Origin of the sequence: Caballeronia sp. LjRoot34, assembly GCF_964253815.1 — a bacterium.
Lineage (GTDB): Bacteria > Pseudomonadota > Gammaproteobacteria > Burkholderiales > Burkholderiaceae > Caballeronia.
Genome location: NZ_CAXUSB020000002.1, coordinates 1,691,277 through 1,708,940, shown reverse-complemented (window position 1 = coordinate 1,708,940; position 17,664 = coordinate 1,691,277). Strand labels below are relative to the sequence as shown.

The 17,664-nt window shown below is 61.1% G+C and carries 11 protein-coding genes; 6 read left to right on the top strand and 5 right to left on the bottom strand.

What is annotated here, in order from left to right:
- The first annotated feature begins 75 nt into the window (after positions 1–75).
- Entirely contained in the window at positions 76–3,852 is a 3,777-nt protein-coding gene (locus ACSQ36_RS27250) for a chemotaxis protein CheB (RefSeq protein WP_436184373.1), read from the top strand.
- 90 nt (positions 3,853–3,942) lie between these two features.
- Here ACSQ36_RS27250 and ACSQ36_RS27245 read toward each other — a convergent pair whose 3' ends face one another.
- The 3 genes from ACSQ36_RS27245 to ACSQ36_RS27235 form a co-directional block, all read right to left on the bottom strand.
- Positions 3,943–6,378 carry an HAD-IC family P-type ATPase gene (locus ACSQ36_RS27245; protein WP_436184372.1) on the bottom strand — a complete coding sequence of 812 codons (2,436 nt, stop codon included), beginning with the start codon at positions 6,376–6,378 and terminating at the stop codon, positions 3,943–3,945.
- A gap of 84 nt (positions 6,379–6,462) precedes the next feature.
- On the bottom strand, positions 6,463–7,017 hold the full coding sequence (locus ACSQ36_RS27240; RefSeq protein WP_436184371.1) for a general stress protein: 555 nt from the start codon (positions 7,015–7,017) through the stop codon (positions 6,463–6,465).
- Positions 7,018–7,184: 167 nt separating this feature from the next.
- Complete coding sequence (locus ACSQ36_RS27235; RefSeq protein ID WP_436184370.1) at positions 7,185–8,813, bottom strand: oleate hydratase; 1,629 nt, start codon at positions 8,811–8,813, stop codon at positions 7,185–7,187.
- Between the two features lie 205 nt (positions 8,814–9,018).
- Between ACSQ36_RS27235 and ACSQ36_RS27230 the strand changes: the two genes are divergently transcribed.
- Genes ACSQ36_RS27230 through ACSQ36_RS27210 form a run of 5 tightly spaced genes read left to right on the top strand, consistent with a single transcriptional unit; the run spans position 9,019 to position 16,140 of the window.
- The gene (locus ACSQ36_RS27230) at positions 9,019–10,533 is read left to right on the top strand and encodes a basic amino acid/polyamine antiporter (protein WP_436184369.1); all 1,515 of its coding nucleotides are present in this window, start codon (positions 9,019–9,021) and stop codon (positions 10,531–10,533) included.
- 42 nt (positions 10,534–10,575) lie between these two features.
- Entirely contained in the window at positions 10,576–12,912 is a 2,337-nt protein-coding gene (gene speC, locus ACSQ36_RS27225) for an ornithine decarboxylase (RefSeq protein WP_436184368.1), read from the top strand.
- A 30-nt stretch (positions 12,913–12,942) separates the two neighbouring features.
- Positions 12,943–14,166, top strand: a complete 1,224-nt coding sequence (locus ACSQ36_RS27220) for an arginine deiminase (RefSeq protein WP_436184367.1) — start codon at positions 12,943–12,945, stop codon at positions 14,164–14,166.
- Between the two features lie 29 nt (positions 14,167–14,195).
- Positions 14,196–15,200 (top strand): ornithine carbamoyltransferase, encoded by a 1,005-nt coding sequence (locus tag ACSQ36_RS27215; protein WP_213765454.1) that lies wholly within the window; start codon positions 14,196–14,198, stop codon positions 15,198–15,200.
- A gap of 10 nt (positions 15,201–15,210) precedes the next feature.
- Positions 15,211–16,140, top strand: a complete 930-nt coding sequence (locus ACSQ36_RS27210) for a carbamate kinase (protein WP_436184366.1) — start codon at positions 15,211–15,213, stop codon at positions 16,138–16,140.
- Here the strand turns inward: ACSQ36_RS27210 and ACSQ36_RS27205 are convergent.
- Both ACSQ36_RS27205 and ACSQ36_RS27200 read right to left on the bottom strand, forming a co-directional pair.
- The gene (locus ACSQ36_RS27205) at positions 16,124–16,996 is read right to left on the bottom strand and encodes a slipin family protein (RefSeq protein WP_436184365.1); all 873 of its coding nucleotides are present in this window, start codon (positions 16,994–16,996) and stop codon (positions 16,124–16,126) included. The genes ACSQ36_RS27210 and ACSQ36_RS27205 overlap by 17 nt on opposite strands.
- Before the next feature lie 40 nt (positions 16,997–17,036).
- Positions 17,037–17,543 (bottom strand): universal stress protein, encoded by a 507-nt coding sequence (locus tag ACSQ36_RS27200; RefSeq protein ID WP_436184364.1) that lies wholly within the window; start codon positions 17,541–17,543, stop codon positions 17,037–17,039.
- Positions 17,544–17,664 lie beyond the last annotated feature (121 nt).

The window sequence follows — 17,664 nt, the reverse complement described above, 5'->3', positions numbered from 1 at the left end:
CTTCGTTTTTCGCTCCTTGTCACGCGACAAGAGCCGGCGAATGGAATTCGACCGCACTTCGTCACAGGAGTAACAGTGACAACCCGTGCCACAGCAGACGAAGCAACCACTCAATCGTTCACGGTGGTGGGAATTGGCGCTTCCGCAGGCGGACTCGAGGCCATCTCGGAGTTGCTCGGTGCAATCGCGCCGTCGTGCGGAATGGCCTTCCTGGTCGTCCAGCATCTCGCACCGTTTCGGCCCAGCCTGCTTCCGGAAATCCTGTCGAAACACACTTCAATGCCGGTCATTGAAGCGACCGACGGCATGGCCATTGAAACAGACCATGTCTACGTGATCCCGCCCAACAAGAGCATGTCGATCGCGCAGCGCCGTATCAGGCTGCAACCGCGGGGAGAGACCCTGGGCCCGCCCATGCCGATCGACGACCTGTTCGATTCGCTCGCGAGCGACCTGGGCGTCAATGCGATCGGCGTGATTCTTTCCGGTAACGGCTCGGATGGCGCGCTCGGCCTACAGGCTATTCAAGGCGGGGGCGGCATTACGTTCGCACAGGACACGGCGTCGGCGCGCCACAGCAGCATGCCGCTCGCGGCCATGGGACTCGGTTGTGTCGACAGCGTGCTTGCACCGCGTGAGATCGCACGCGAAATCGCGCGCGTCGGGCGCTTTTCCAGCCGCGCACTGGACGAGCTCGAATCCATGGGGCCGGCAACGGACCCCGGGGACCAGAGCCTGCGCCCTCTGTTTCGCCTGTTGCGCAACGCCTGCAACATCGACTTCACCTACTACAAGCGCGGCACGGTCCAACGCAGGTTATCGCGCCGGATGGCATTGCGCGAAATGACCTCGGTCTCGGACTATGTTGCCCTGCTCGGGTCCGATGCCGCTGAAACGCTCGCACTGGGCCGTGACCTGCTGATTCGCGTGACCGAATTTTTCCGCGATCCGGCAACCTTCGACGACCTGCTCCGAACCGTCTTTCCGCGCCTGATCAGCGACCATGATGCACCGCCAGGCATCCGCATCTGGGTACCCGGTTGCGCGAGTGGAGAGGAGGCGTACTCGATCGCCATCTGCCTCGTGGAGTATCTGGGCGATCGTCTCGCCGATACCAAGATTCAGGTCTTCGGTTCCGATGTCAGCGTCGATGCGCTGGAAACTGCACGCGCGGGCCGCTATATCGAGAACATCGCACGCAATGTGTCTCCCGAGCGGCTTGAGCGGTTCTTTGTGCGCGATGGTGACCACTACTGTGTCAGCAAGTCGGTCAGGAGCCTCTGCACGTTCGCCCGCCACAACGTGGCGACCGATCCGCCGTTTTCGAGGATCGACCTGATCAGCTGCCGCAACCTGCTGATCTACCTGGATCCCGTGCTGCAGCGGACGGTCATGCCGCTGTTTCATTACGCGCTGGCGCCCGATGGCGTACTTATGCTGGGACCGTCGGAATCGGTGGGTGCGTCCTCTGAGCTATTCAGCGTGATTCCCAGCGTGTCGAGCAAGCTCTATAGCAAGAACCCCAGTCCCGGACGTCCGAGGATGGGCCTGCCTGCGTCGACGGTAATGCCGCAATCGTTTGTTTCCACCAGACCCTCGAACGGCGGTCGCGAGGTCCCGACGCGTGCCGAGTTGCTGCGTAACGAGGTCAATCGCATGACTTTGGAACGGTACACGCCGCCGAGCGTGCTATGCGACGATGAACTGAATGTTCTCGAGTTTCGCGGCGATACCTCGGCGTATCTGGCCAATCCGAACGGACCGCCCAGCAGCAGTCTCAAGCGGCTCGCACGGCCGGAAATTTTCCTCGCGATCGACGAGGCAGTCAGACGGGCACGCCGCGAGGCCACCGTTATCCGCAAGGCGAGTCTGCGTTTGAACACCGCTGCAAGCGTGACGCTCGAGGTGCATCCGGTACAGATCGCCGGCGTGCCGGGACGTTGGTATCTGATCTTCTTCGAAGCGCCTGCCGAAGGCGTAAGACTATCGCCCAAGCCGGGGCGCGCACCGCTGACAAACTTTGTGGCGCAGGCTTTGCGGCAAGTCAAGGGGCAGCCCGAGCGCGAAGCCCAAAGCGAGAAAGACCTTGAAATCGCGAGGCTGGACGCCGAACTCGAGGGCAGCCACCGGCATTTACTGGCAATACTCGAGGAACATGAGCGAGCACGGGAGGACCTGCGGGCAAGCGAAGAGGAACTGCTGTCGAGCAATGAGGAATTCCAGAGCACCAACGAAGAACTCGAGACCGCCAAGGAAGAGCTGCAGTCCGTCAACGAAGAGTTGACGACGACCAATGACGAGCTGCGGTATCGCAACCATGAGCTCAAGACCGCGAACGACGAGGTCGAACGCGCGCGCGACTTCTCGCAAGCAATTGTCGAGACCATGTCCGAACCCTTGCTCGTGCTCGAGGCGGACCTGAAGATCACTTTGGCGAACCGCGCGTTTTACCAGACCTTCCAGACATCGCCCGACAAGACCATCGGAACGAAGCTGTATGACCTGGGTAATGAGCAGTGGAATATTCCGGCGCTGCGTGAGCTGCTTGAGGAACTCGTGCCGCAAAGGACCAGCGTTCGCGACTATCAGATCACGCACGAATTCCCGGGCATCGGGCTAAGGACAATGCAACTGAACGCCATGCGCATTGCATGGCCCGCGCAGGCGTTGATCCTGCTTACCATCTCCGATGTAACCCAGCAGCACCAGGCATTCGGCCGCTTGCAATCGGCGGACCAACAAAAAGACGAGTTCCTCGCGATGCTCGCGCATGAGTTGCGCAATCCGCTCGCAGCCATTCGCAACGGCCTGCAGGTCTGGGAGCGGGACAGCGCCGACAAGGAAACGCAGAAGGTTGCACGCTTGGGCGCACAGCGGCAACTCGACCACGAGATCCGTCTGGTCGAGGATCTGCTGGATGTGTCGCGAATCACGCGGGGCATCATCATTCTCAAGACCGAGTCGATTGATCTCGTCGAGACGGTGCGTCGAGCGATCGAGGCCATGCGTCCGGAATTCGAGGCTTATGCGCATGAAATCACGTTGGCTTTTCCAACCGGCGTGCTACCCATCAACGGTGACGCGATGCGGGTCGAGCAGGTCGTGACCAACCTGCTGGGCAACGCGATCAAATACACGCCGCACGGCGGTCATATCCGGATTTCGATTGAGCGCTATCTCGACGACGCGGTCCTGACCGTGGTCGACAGCGGCATTGGCATGACGGCCGAACTCATTCCGACCATCTTCGATATCTTTGTGCAGGCCGAACGCTCGCTGGATCGCAAGGCCGCGGGTCTCGGTCTTGGCCTCGCGCTGGTGCATCGTCTGGTCGGATTGCATGGCGGCGATGTGCGCGCATACAGCGAAGGGCCCGACCGGGGCAGCAAGTTCGTGGTGCGCCTGCCCGCCATGCCGCGCGGCACGGTGGCTGAGGAGCCGGTGCATGTGGCGCTTCATTGCGCACCGTCGCTCGGCGCGATGCGCGTGCTTGTGGTGGACGACAACCTTGATGCGCTGGAGAGCAGCGCTGCTTTGCTAAGGATCGACGGACACGAGGTGCAGACCGCGCGCGACGGTCCATCCGCGCTTCTCTGTGTCGAACAATTCAAACCTGAGGTGGTGTTGCTCGATATCGGCCTGCCTGAAATGGATGGCTACGAGGTCGCTCGCCGGATACGTTCGATGCCGGGTCAACACGACACCTTGCTGATTGCCCATAGCGGGTACGGTGAGGAGGAGCATCTTCAGCGAGCTACGCAAGCGGGTTTCGACCACCACCTGATCAAGCCGGCCGACCTCAGCCAGTTGAGCGCCCTGGTCGCGTTGTGCCGCGATAGACGCAGTCGCTGAGTAGCCGCCGCCGCGCAGCTCCTGGTGCGCTGGCGGCGAGCGCGTTGAAGCAAGGAACGTACGCAGCAACGACTTGCCCGCGTTCAAGGATCAAGTAACGGCCAAGCGGCGAAAGAGCACAATCTTTGCGCTATCCAGAACGACGGCCAGCACGACAGCGGCGCCTAACACGCCGGCAATGAGCTGCAGCGGCAACGCCGTCATGAGCAGTCCATTTGACGCAAGCGCCGTAATGATCGCCACGTCTGCGACCGAGGACGCGACCAGCCATCGTCCGGGCGCGGAGCTCCACATACGCTGTCGTTCCCGTGCGACGTAAAACACGGCCTGTCCGCTGAACACCAACGTGACGACGGCAACGGTTCGCAGTGCGTCTGTATCGAGACCCAGTACGAACTTGCCGGTCGCGAGGGTTCCTACGCAGAAGAGCAGATCGATCATGCCCATTGCAATGCCCGCCAGCGTCAGGTTGCGGATGTGCCAGATGTTCGGGCGCGGCGAGGGCCGCACATTATCGGTGGATGACGACATGGCGAGAAAGTCGCCCGTCACCATCATGAGCACCATGAGTGCGGGCGTCAGTATCGCGTGACCGGTCATGAGCAGGCCGGCCGCGAGAAAGAGAACCTGCACGATCTTGTGGATGATCGAGCGTAACGTATAGGTCAGGATGCGCTGGAAGGTGGTGCGGCCTTCTTCGATCAGGGCGACGATGCCACCCAGACCCGCCTCGGTCAGCACGACACCTGCCGCCGACTTCGCCACGTCGGTGGCGCTCAACACCGCGATACCCATTTGCGCCTGGCGCAGCGCCGGCGCGTCGTTCGCTCCGTCGCCGCACATCCCGACGATATGGCCGTGCTTCTGCAGCACTTTGACGAGCTGGTATTTGTCTTCTGGCAGGACACCTGTGTAGATCGAGTAAGACTCTGCATCGATGTCTTCGGGCAACGGTGTAGTGGCCCAGGTTTTCCCGGTAATGCCGACCAGGGCTGCGACGGTTTCGGCAGTCTTGCGAGCGTCGCCCGTCACCATGACCGTTCTCACACCGAGCCCGCCGAGCTGAGTGATCAGCGCGGCAGAGTCGTCGCGCGGCGGGTCGCTGAGCCCGATTATTCCAGCCATGACGAGGGCTCCGGGTGGGCCCGAGGCCACGGCCAACACCCGTAATCCCTTCGCCTCAAGTTTCTCCGCTTCCGTTGCAGCGGCCGCACAAGAAGGTGTCAACGAAGAGATGGTCGCAAAGGCTCCCTTTACAACGTGCAGCGGCGCGCCGTCCGGCGTGCGCAGCGTGGCCTCGGAGCGCTTCAAGGCCGGATCGAACGGCACGAACTTGACCAACGCCGGCGCGTCCGGGATCGCCTTGGCTGAGGACGCGCCGCGAATGGCGGCGTCGACCGCGTCCTGGCCACCGTCCGAGCTCGCAAGCGCGGCGAGGGCGAGCACGTGAGCTTCGTCGAATGGAGGCATCGGGCTGATCGATATGACCGCAAGTTCGTTGCGCGTCAGGGTACCGGTTTTATCGGAGCAGAGAACGTCGATACCGGCTGCTTCGTCAACTGCCGAGAGGCGCGTTGAGAGAACACCCCTGCTCGCGAGAGACCGGGCGCCGACAGCCGCGGCCAAGGTGAACATCGACGGCAACGCGACAGGAATTGAAGACAGGATCGCGACCAGAAGCAGAGGCACCATCTCACTGATCGGCATGGAGACGAAGAACGAATACACGCCCAGCAGAACGGTCACGGCTCCGTTGAACAGTACAAGGTTACGCACGACTCGCAATACGGTTTTCTGTTGCGAGCTCTCCGCCGTGGCGGTGCGAACGAGTTCCGCCGTCCGTCCAAACTTGGTGCGTTCGCCTGTTGCAACCACCTTTCCAAGGGCTTCGCCACGTCGCACGAGTGCGCCCGCGAACGCATGAGCACCCGCGCCCGATTCGATTGCCACCGACTCGCCGGTCAGCATCGACTGGTCCAGCAACACGGAACCGTCGATCAGATCGACGTCGGCTGGGACAACCGTCCCGAGCGAAAGCTTGACGATATCGTTAGTCACCAGGCCGGCAGCGGGCACGGTCTTCCATTTGCCGTCGCGACGGACTGCGGCCAGCAACGCAAGACGCGAGCGGAGCGCGTCGACCGTCGCTTGAGCCTGGCTCTCCTGAAAGAGGCCAAGCCCCGCGTTGAAGAGCAGGAGCAACAGGACAATGCTCGCTCCAACATAGTCTTTCAGCGCCACTTGAAAAACAATGGCGACTTCAAGCATCCAGGGCACGGGCGCCCATAATTTCTTGGCCGCCATCCAGAGGGGACTCTGGCGAACATCGGCAATCGCATTCGCGCCTTCGGTCTTCAGACGACGCTCGGCCTCCTCAGTCGTGAGGCCGGATGGCACGGCGGCGGCATGGTCCTCGGGCCCGGGCGGCGGGACCGGGCGGTGGTCGTCGACCACCGCGCTTGAGTCATGTCCCTCCGAAGGACCGGGATTGTCGCCGGCTTGCGAGTTGGTCGACGACTGAATCATTAGATGCTCCAAGCGTCCGCGAGCGAATGCGGACTATGTCAGGTCGGCGTGCCGATGCGGATCGAATTACGCGGTCGAGTTAGATCAGAGGGCTGCCGTGGCCGGCGCTTCGTTGGCAGGTGCAGCGCCTTCGTGAAGGTCCAACCGTGCAGGCTGATGCGCTTGCAGGATTGCACGGGCGCGCGCCATTTCTTCGGCCGGGCCGTTCGCCATGACAATAAATCCATTGGCCTGGAGCGCGGTCTCGTAATGGATCACGTGATCCTTCGGAACGCCCGCGTTGAAGAGCGCGGCGCCCAGGGCACTGACACCGCCTACCACCACCGCGCCTTCGAGAGCGGATACCACGATGGACGCAAGATAGCCGACTACGACGACCGGCCCGATGATCGGCAACGTCAGGAAGACGCCGCCGAACAGGGCGCCCCATAGCGCTCCCCAGAACGCACCGTACTTGCCCCATATCTTCATGCGGTCGCCGGTATTGTAGAAACCGACCACTTTTTCTTCAGTGTGATAGCCCTTGCCGACCACACTGAAATGTTTCATGTCGAAGCCGTTTTCAATGAGCTTTCGGACAGCCGCATCGGCTTCGGTGTGGTCATTGAACGTGGCGATCAGAACGTCGTTGCCGGTCATTTGCTTCTCCTTTTAACGCGTTGAACAAGGCGCAAAAAGGTTCGCGGGTGCAAACCCTTCTGCGCCAGTGTGTTTCGATGGTACCTACATAGCCCGTGCATGCGCAGGCTCGGAAACTACTCAGTGCGTGCCGTGCGGGGTACGGTGATAAACGCGTTGCCTGACCTCTACAGGTCGTGAAGGGCCTCGAACGCCTTGAACAGGACGCGCGGATCGAACTTGCCCTGGTAGACGGCCGGCGGCGTCCGCTCGACGTCAAGCAGGCGATAGACCGCTGCCTGCGCCGAGCGAATCGAATACTCGACGGTGAAGACAACGTCATCCGGCAATTCGCAAAACTGGCCGGTAAAAGCCAGATTCACCGATCCCTGCGGCACGACTTCCGGTCGGTCGCCGTGTTCGCGCGGCATGAACTGACTGGTAATGAAGGGCATCAGGCAGGGGATGCACACGGCGTGATCGAGAACAGAAGCAGTGTTGTCAGCGCGCAGATGCCCTAGTACCTCGGTCATGATCTCGCGGCCAGTGCACTCGGCCATCGGTTTCTTCACGAAGTCGCCGGGGCGATCGATATAGAGGCCGTATCCCCAGAACACCTGCACGTCGTTCGGCTGGCCGATAAAATGCGGTTGATGCGGCAGGACGATCGACATGAGCCAGTTCGAATCCGCGAAGGTGATGAGCCCACCTTCTCCAGGGACATTGCCGGTGAAATCCCGGACCAGGTTGAAGAACGCAGGATCATGCAAGGTGGTCGTGAACGACAGCCACTTCGATTCATCGACGTGATCGGCGAAGGTTGTCGGGCGGCCGAAAGCGGGGCGGTTCAGCGCGATTCTGTTCCAGAGCGCCCAGGAACCGGTGCCGGCGCTGCTGCCGTCCAGCACGGCCGCGCGATCCATACCGCCGAGGGTCGAGCCTTCGGTCATTGAACCTAGCGTGACAATCACCGCATCGCGCGGCCCAACCGGGATTGATTCACTGCGCCCCTCGCGCTCGCAGACGATTCCCTCCACGCGCGTTTCACCATTGGCTTCGTTGAGCACCAGATTGCTCACACGCGTGCCGAACTGGAACTGGACGCCGCGCTCGTCGAGCCATTTGCTCAGCGGCCGGACCATCGAGTCGTATTGGTTGTAAACCGTGCGCATGATTCCGTGCAACTGGTTGAACCCCGACACCATGTGCACGAAGCGCAGCAGGTAGCGCTTGAATTCAACCGCGCTATGCCATGGCTGGAACGCGAAGGTCGTGCACCACATCAGCCAGAAGTGGGTCTTGAAGAAGGCCGGGGCGAAGTGGTCCGCTACGCGGCTGCGGCCGAGCATGCGCTCTGGTTCGATCGCGAGGCGTTCGAGCGTGAGGATGTCTCTTTCAGTGAGCCCGAACTCGGGCTTGTCAATCCGATGACCGTCGCGCACCAGACGAGACTTCGACGCCGTCTTCATCGTTTCATTCCAGTCCACGATTTCCTGCGTGACCGTCTTGCTTTCATCGAGCGTAGGGATCGATGAGAACAGGTCAAACGTACACACGTACTTGCTCTCGAGCATGCGGCCGCCGCGCAGGACATAACCGTCCTGGGCCGAGCCCGCTGCGTCCAGACTTCCGCCTGCTACGCCAAGCGCTTCGAGTATCGTGATATTGCGACCCGGAACGTCGGCATCGCGAATCAGGAAGGCGGCCGCGGCCAGCGATGCAATGCCGCCTCCCACCAGATAAAACTTGCTGTCTTCGGAGGAGAACGGCATGGCAGGGTCCGTATCCGTATCCGTATCCGTATCTGCACGTTGCATGGGATCACCCGGGTTGGATTTGTTAAGCGATGGGCACGAAAGCACTGCTTTGCAAGGTAGCCTTCCCACTTAAACCGGGGTTGATACAGATCAACGAGCGGGGCCATGCAGTCCCTATGCTGAATCAGGTCAAACGTCGAAAAGCCTTGCAAGGGCGCACAGACGCAACACCGACGGCACACAAGCAGCAGGGAGAAAACGCCTCATGGACCAGACGCACAGCAGTTTGCCGCTCAAGCCCGTTTCCGCCGATGCGGTCGTTGGTCAATCCGCCATTCAGCCCACCACCCAGCCCGGTAGCCGCAAGCTCAGCTTGCCGCTTCTCACGGGTGTTGTGATCGCCTCGATGATTGGCGGCGGTGCCTTCAATCTGCCGCAGAACATGGCCCAGGGCGCAGGACTGGCGGCAATCGTGATTGCATGGATGATCACGCTTGTCGGCATGTTCTTTCTGTCGAATACGTTCCGCACGCTAGCCGATAAACGCCCCGATCTGAAGGCGGGCATCTACTCGTATGCGAAAGAAGGCTTCGGCTCCTTAGCGGGCTTCGAGATGGCCTGGGGCTACTGGCTGTCCGCCGCTTTCGGCAACGTTGCATTCGCCGTGCTGATCATGAAGACGGTCGGCTATTTCTTTCCTGTGTTCGCAGCGGGTAACACCTGGCCGTCGATTGTCGGCGCGTCGCTGCTGATCTGGGTCATGCATTTTGTCGTGCTCTATGGCGTAAAGCGTGCAGCAGTCCTGAGCGTGATATCGAGTGTCTTGAATATTGGCACCATCACAGTGGCCTTGTGTGCGATGGCGGTGGCGATCAAGGGCGGCATGTTCTTCTACGACTTCTGGGGCGCCCAGGAGCATTTGGGCAGCCTCCTCGCGCAAGTCAAGAGCACCATGCTGGTTACCTTATGGGTGTTCATCGGCATCGAGGGTGCGGTGGTGGTGTCGGACCGCGCCAGCAAAACCTCGCAAGTGGGGATCGCGACTTTTCTCGGCCTGACGGTCTGCACGATCCTCTATTTCCTGTTGTCGGCGCTGCCGTTCGGCGTGATGCATCAGGCGCAGCTGGCGGGGCTCGCTTCACCGTCGGCAGCTTATGTGCTGAAGGCGGCGGTGGGCGACTGGGGCGCGGTGTTTATCGTCGTCTCGCTGCTCGTGTCGCTTTTGAGCTGCTGGCTTGCCTGGACCATCCTTGTCGCAGAGTTGCCGTTCGAAGGCGCGAAAGACGGTGTATTCCCGAAGTTTCTCGCTGAAGAAAACCGTCACCATGCCGCCGCGCCGTCGCTATGGGTATCGAGTGCGGTCATGCAGCTCGTGATCTTCGTGGTGCTGTTCGCCAACGACGCCTGGATGTGGCTGATCTCGATCACCGGAATCATGATTCTGCCGCCGTATCTGGCCAGCACCGTTTTCCTGTGGCGCTTCGCGACGCAGTCGAAGTTCGCACCGACCACCGGCGAGACCTCGAAAGAATCGATCTGGACCGGCGTGCTTGCGACGGTCTATTCCCTCTGGCTCGTCTATGCCGCGGGACTGCAGTTCCTCCTGATGTCCACCATTCTCTTTGCACTCGGCTTTCCCGTTTTCTGGTGGGCACGGCGCGAACATGCGGCCGGCGAGCGGGTGTTCACGGGACGTGAGGCATCGGTCGCGGGCGTGCTGGTCATAGTGGCAGGTGTGGCTGTCGTCTTGTTCAGCCGGGGCATGGTGAAGATCAGTTGAGGTCGCGAACGACTCGATACGATTCCCAATACAAGGATCAAGATGCTGTATGACCAGATGTTCGGCTTCCTGTTTTGCTGTGCGTTGCCCTTGCCACCCGCGTTGCCGTCCTCACGCTTTCAGCGGCTCGTCGATGAACTCGAACGCCTGGGGTACGTCACCACGGTTACCGTCACGGTGGCGGAAGCGTCCTCCGCTATCCGCAGCGAGGCCGCAGTTGGCTGCGTGATCGTGGAATGGTCGCTGACCGAGTCGGAGACGGATGTTGAGGCTTTCGTGCGCTTTGTACGAGAGCGGGGTCTCGACGTACCCATCTTCATCCTGGTCGAGCGTCATCTGCTCGCGGAAATTCCGGTTACGGTGCTCGGGCATGTGACGGGTTATGTGTTCATCGAAGAGGATACGCCCGAGTTCGTTGCCCGTAATCTGGTGAGCCATTTGCGGACGTACGCGGACTCGCTCAAGACGCCGTTCTTCGGCGCGATGGTCGACTATGCGGAGCAGGCGAACCAGATGTGGACCTGTCCGGGCCACAACGGCGGCGTGTTTTACCAGAAGAGTCCGATCGGCCGCGCGTTCGTCAAGCATCTGGGCGAAGCGGTCTTCCGTAACGACCTGGATAACTCTGTCGTCGAACTGGGGGACCTGCTGGTTCATGAAGGCCCCGCGCTCGCTGCGCAAAAAGCGGCGGCGCGGATCTTCGGCGCGGAGCGGACTTACTTCGTGTTGAACGGTACGTCCACGTCCAACAAGATCGCATTGACCGCGCTCGTGACGCCGGGTGACCTGGTGCTCTTCGACCGCAACAACCACAAGGCGGCGCATCACGGCGCGCTGCTCCTCGGCGGGGGCATCCCCGTCTATTTGCAGACGCAACGCAATGCGCACGGGATGATCGGCCCAATCGATTTCGACGCACTCGACGAGGACCGCATCCGCGACGGCATTCGTTATAACAAGCTCGTCACCGACCCCAAGGCGTGGCAGCGCGAGCGGCCGTTTCGCGTTGCGGTGATCGAGCAATGCACCTACGACGGCACGATCTACAACGCGCAAATGCTGATCGAGAAGATCGGGCACCTGTGCGAATACATTCTCTTCGACGAAGCCTGGGCCGGCTTCATGAAGTTCCATCCGTTGTTCAAGGGACGTTTCGCGATGGGCATCGAAGGACTGGATGCCAACGCGCCCGGCATCCTTGCCACGCAGTCGACGCACAAGCAACTCGCTGGCTTCTCGCAGGCGTCGCAGATCCACGTGAAGGACGCGCACCTTGACGGCCAGCGCCGCCAGGTCAGTCACCGGCGTTTCAACGAGACCTTCATGCAGCACTCGTCCACGTCGCCGTTCTATCCGTTGTTCGCCTCGCTCGATGTAGGCGCGCAAATGATGAAGGGCCGCTCCGGCGAAGTGCTGTGGGACGACACGATCAAGCTCGGGATCGAGATGCGCAAGAAGATCCGCGCGCTGAAACACGACTACGAAGCAACGGAGACGGCCCCCGCGCGGCGCTGGTTCTTCGATCCGTTCGTACCGGACAAGGTGGCGGCAACGAACGGCATGCAACGCTGGGAAGACCTGTCGACGGACGAACTCGCGAGCAACCCGCGTTACTGGGAGCTTGCGCCGGACGCAAAATGGCATGGCTTCGGCCACCTCGCTCCGGGCTATGCGATGACGGACCCGAACAAGCTGACGCTCATCACGCCCGGGTTCGATCGAAGCACCGGTGAGTACGCGGAACACGGCGTTCCGGCGGCGGTGCTCGCCGAGTTCCTGCGCGAACGGCGCATCGTGCCGGAGAAGAATGACCTCAACAGCATCCTGTTCCTGCTGACCCCGGGGCTTGAGTCGAGCAAGGCGGGCACGCTCCTTTCGGCACTGGTGCGCTTCAAGCAATTGCACGACGAGAACGCGCTTCTCGACGATGTCATTCCCACCTTTGTCGCCGCGCATAGCGAGCGTTACGCGGGAATCGGCCTGCGTGATCTTTGCGTCGACATGCATGCGTTCTATCGTGAGCGCGATGCGAGCCGCCTGCAACGCGAGCAGTTCCGCGCAGCGCACTTTCCCGAGATGGCGATGACCCCGCAAGCCGCCATGCACGAACTCGTGCGCAACAACGTGGAGTTGTTGCCGATCGACCAGATCGAGGGACGAATCGCGGCAACACTCGGCCTTGTCTATCCGCCGGGCATCGCGGTGGTCGTATCCGGCGAGCGCTACACCGAGCGCGCGATGCCGACGCTCGATTACTTCCGGATGTTCGAGGAAGGCGGGAACCGTTTCCCTGGTTTCGAGAATGAGATCCAGGGAATTTATCGAAAGAAGGAAGCCGACGGCAGCGTGCGACTCTATACCTACGTCGTTAATTCATAAAGAGCGTGAAGACATGAGGGGGAATCACTGATGGCTCTGGGCGTTCACTCGGAAGCGGGCAAGCTGCGCACGGTGATGGTCTGCCGTCCTGGTCTTGCACACCGGCGGTTGACTCCCGCCAACGCGGCAGCCCTTTTGTTCGACGATGTCATCTGGGTCGACAAGGCGATCGAAGACCACGACGTTTTCACGGGAGTGATGCGCGAGCGGGGTATCGAAGTACTGGAGTTTCACGATCTGCTTGCAACAATATGCGGCGACCCGGTCGCGCGCGACTGGATTCTCGATCGACGTATTGTGGAAGAAGAAGTCGGCACCGGGATGCTGAAAGAATTGCGCGCTTGGCTCGAACAGATGCCGGCGCAACAACTGGCCGAGGTGCTGGTCGGTGGCGTGGCAAAAGCCGAGATGCCTTTCGACGCCCGCGGCCTTTTTGGCGGCTATCTGGAGCAATCGGACTTTGTGATCCAGCCGCTCGTCAACCTGATCTTCCAGCGCGACACCAGCGCGTGGATCTACGGCGGTGTCACGGTTCACCCCATGTACTGGCCGGCGCGCCGCAAGGAAGCATTGCTGGTCGCCGCCGTGTACCGCTTTCATCCGCGCTTCGCCGGCCAGGTGAATACGTGGTGGGGCGACCCGGATCGCAACTTCGGCGTGGAGACAATGGAAGGCGGTGACGTCATGTCCATTGGCAATGGCGTGGTGCTGATCGGCATGGGCGAGCGCTCGAGTCCGCAAGCGGTCACTCAGGTCGCGCGGCATCTGTTTGCGGGCGGTGGCGCCAAGCGGGTGATCGCGTGCGAGTTCCCGAAGCGGCGCGCTTCGATGCACCTGGACACGGTGTTCTCGTTTCTCGATATCGACTTCGTCAGCATCTATCCCGAGGTCGCCGATGAAATCCGTTGCACCAGCCTGTATCCGGGTGACGCACCCAGTGAGATCCACTACGAGCGCCATGACGCCAAGTTCCTGACGGTCGTGAGCAATGCCCTCGGGGTGGGGTCACTGCGCATCCTGACAACCGGCGGCGATGCGTATGAAACCCAGCGTGAACAATGGGATGACGGCAACAACGTGCTGGCGCTCGACCGGCGCGTGGTGGTCGCGTATGACCGTAACACTTATACCAATCGCAAGATGCGGCAGGCGGGCGTCGAGGTCATCGAGATCCCGGGCGGTGAACTTGGACGCGGGCGTGGCGGTACGCATTGCCTCAGTTGCCCGGTCGAGCGTGACGCGATCGACGCCTGAATCACTCACCCAATTCTCTACCGGATCTCATCGTGTTCAATGTACATAACCGCAGTTTCCTGACGCTGATCGAATACACGCCGCGTCAGATTCGCTACCTGCTCGATCTGTCGCGGGATCTTAAACGCGCCAAATATGCCGGCACGGAAATCGCGCGTCTGGTGGGCAAGAACATTGCGCTGATCTTCGAAAAGACCTCGACGCGCACGCGTTGCGCATTCGAAGTCGCGGCTCACGATCAGGGCGCTCATGTCACCTATATCGATCCGGGCGCGTCCCAGATCGGGCATAAAGAGTCGATGAAAGATACCGCCCGCGTACTTGGCCGCATGTACGACGCGATCGAATACCGGGGCTACGGTCAGGAGATTGTGGACGAACTCGCCAAGTACGCGGGAGTGCCGGTGTATAACGGGCTCACTGACGAGTTCCACCCGACGCAAATGCTAGCCGACGTGCTGACCATGCATGAATTCAGCGACAAGCCGATCCACGAAATCAGCTATTGCTATATAGGCGATGCCCATAACAACACGGGCAATTCGTTGATGATCGTGGGCACGAAACTCGGCATGGACGTACGCCTGTGTGCGCCGCGCCGGTTGTGGCCGCACGATGACCTGATCGCGCAATGCCGCACGTTCGCGGCGGCTAGCGGAGGGCGTTTGACGCTGACGGAAACACCGGCGGAAGCGGTGAAGGGTGTCGATTTCATCTATACCGACGTCTGGGTATCGATGGGTGAGCCGTTCGAAAAGTGGGGCGAACGGATCGAGGAGTTACTGCCCTTCCAGGTGAATGCGGCCTTGCTTGCGGCCAGCGGCAATCCGCGCGTGAAGTTCATGCATTGCCTGCCCGCGCTTCACGACACCAAGACGGAGATCGGCAAGCAGATCGGCGATAAATACGGCTTGCTGAATGGGGTGGAAGTGACAGACGACGTATTCGAGTCGGACGCATCGATTGTTTTCGAGCAGGCAGAAAACCGCCTTCATACGATCAAGGCTGTTCTCGTCGCCACGCTGGCCGAGTGAGGAGAACGCAATGCTGATGGTAATCGCATTGGGCGGCAACGCGCTGCTCAAGCACGGTGAGGCGATCAGCGCCGAAGCGCAGCGCAACAACGTGCGGATAGCAGCCACACAACTCGCGAAGGCCGCAGCCGGCAACGATCTCGTGATCGTGCATGGCAACGGACCGCAGGTTGGCATGCTCGCGCTGCAGGCGGGGAGCTTCCCGCTGGACGTGCTCGATGCGGAAACGGAAGGCATGATCGGTTACATGATCGAGCAGGAAATGCGCAACCTGCTGCCTGCGGGGCGGGCTTGCGTGACCTTGCTGACCATGGTCGAAGTGAGCGCGTCCGACCCGGCTTTCGAACACCCCGACAAACCGATCGGACCCAGGTACACGGTCGCCGACGCGGCGGTGGCATCGCAGGGAAAGGGCTGGACCGTGGCGGCGCAAGGCGACAAGTTGCAGCGTGTCGTACCGAGTCCAAAGCCGGTGCGCATGCTCGAGATAGAGCCTGTGCGCTGGTTGCTCGAACACAGTTGCGTGGTGATCTGCGCCGGGGGCGGCGGGATTCCGGTAGTCGCTGACGCAGAAGGACGGCATCAGGGCGTAGAGGCAGTAGTCGACAAGGACCGCAGCGCAGCGTTGCTTGCAGCGGAACTGAAGGCGGATCTGTTCGTGATCGCGACCGACGTGCAAGGGGTTTATCTCGACTGGGGCAAGCCGTCGTTACGCTTGGTCGCGCGGGCGAATCCTGGAGCGCTTGGCGAGCTGGCGTTCTCGGCTGGATCCATGGCGCCAAAGGTGGAGGCGGCTTGCGACTTCGCCAACCGCACGGGTCGCCGGGCGGTCATCGGTGCGTTGAGCGACATCGAAGCGATGATCGCCGGCAATGCCGGGACATCGATCGATGCAACGGCGACCGGCATTGAAGAAGCAGTAGCTACGCAGCCGTCTTGATGAGCGGCTTGACCTCGGCACCGGGCAGATCACGTCCGGCAATCGCAAGCGCGAGCGGCGGATTCAGGCTGTCGACCATCGAGGTCGGCATGAGGATGGTCGCCCCGCGCTCCTTGGTCGTTTCATAGATGATATTCATCGCGCGCAACTGCAGCGCACCCGGTTGCGACTCGTACACCTTTGCCGCCTCGACGAACTTGGCCGCAATTTCCGCTTCTGCCGAACCCAGGATAACGCGGGCTTGTTTTTCGCGTTCGGCCTGCGCCTGGCGCGACATCGCATCCTGCAATGCCACCGGGATTGCCACATCGCGAATCTCGACGGAGCCGACCGTCACGCCCCATTCCGCCGTCTTGGCGCCGATCTCGTCACGCAGTTGGGCGTCCGCTGCTCGCCGGTCCGACAGCAGTGCCGCGAGCATGGATGACCCGATCATTTCCCGTAGCGACGTTTGTGCTACCCGATCAATCGCCTGCCGATAGTCCGTGATAGCCAATGCCGCCTTTTGTGCGTCGTGGATGTGCCAGAAGATGATCGCGTCGACGTTCACGGGTACCGTGTCTTTCGTGAGCGCTTGCTCGGCATTGAACGAGGTGGTCTGGATCCGTTCATCGATGACCGCAACTACGTTGTCGATAACCGGGATGATCATGAAGAACCCGGGTCCCCTGACTCCCTGCAACTTGCCAACGCGTAGCACCACGAATTTTTCCCAGACGTTCGCGACCTTCACGGACAGGAACACCAGCACGGCTGCGATAAAGAACAGCGGAGCCAGCCACACGCTCACAAATTCACCGGTAGCCAGCCCGGCAAGTACCAGTACCAACGCAAGGAAAAGGGTGATGGGATTCATGATGGCACTTCCTGAAAGGCTGTCGGCCAGGTCTACTCGATCAGGCCGGATTGTCGATGGATTCTGCTGCGGCAGGCGCTGCGGCGGTGAGGGTAGCCGGATGGGGAGCAGGAACCAGCAGGACCGGACACGTCGCCATTCGGACGAAACGCTCTGCAACGCTTCCCAGCAAGAGCCGCTGGAAACCTCGGCGCCCGTGGGTACCCATCACCACAAGATCGGCTTTCAGCTCGTCCGCTGCAACCAGCAGGCGTTGTGCAATGCCGTCGCCATACAGGTCGACTTCGGCGATCCGCGCGACGCCGCGGGTCTTTTGCAGATGCATTTTCGCGAGCGCCTCATTCGTTACCCGGGTTCCTTCTTTGATCAACGCATTGCGCAGGAGCGAAGGGTCGTAGCCGGGGGCGTCGTAAGCCATCAAAGGTGCGTCGATGATATAGACGGGCTGCAATTCGGCATCGACTTCACGCGCGATTGCCAGGGCTGCGTCGAGCGCCAGGACGGACGTCTCGCTTCCATCGATTGCGACCAGGATGCGCTTATACACGGTGTTCTCACTTGAGTAGTACACAAGCCGCGGCGTTCAATGAATGCGGGCATTGCGCTGATGTTTCCTTAGGCGAGGGTAGCGCTTTCATGCGCCGCAGCGCCAGCCTCGGAAACTACTC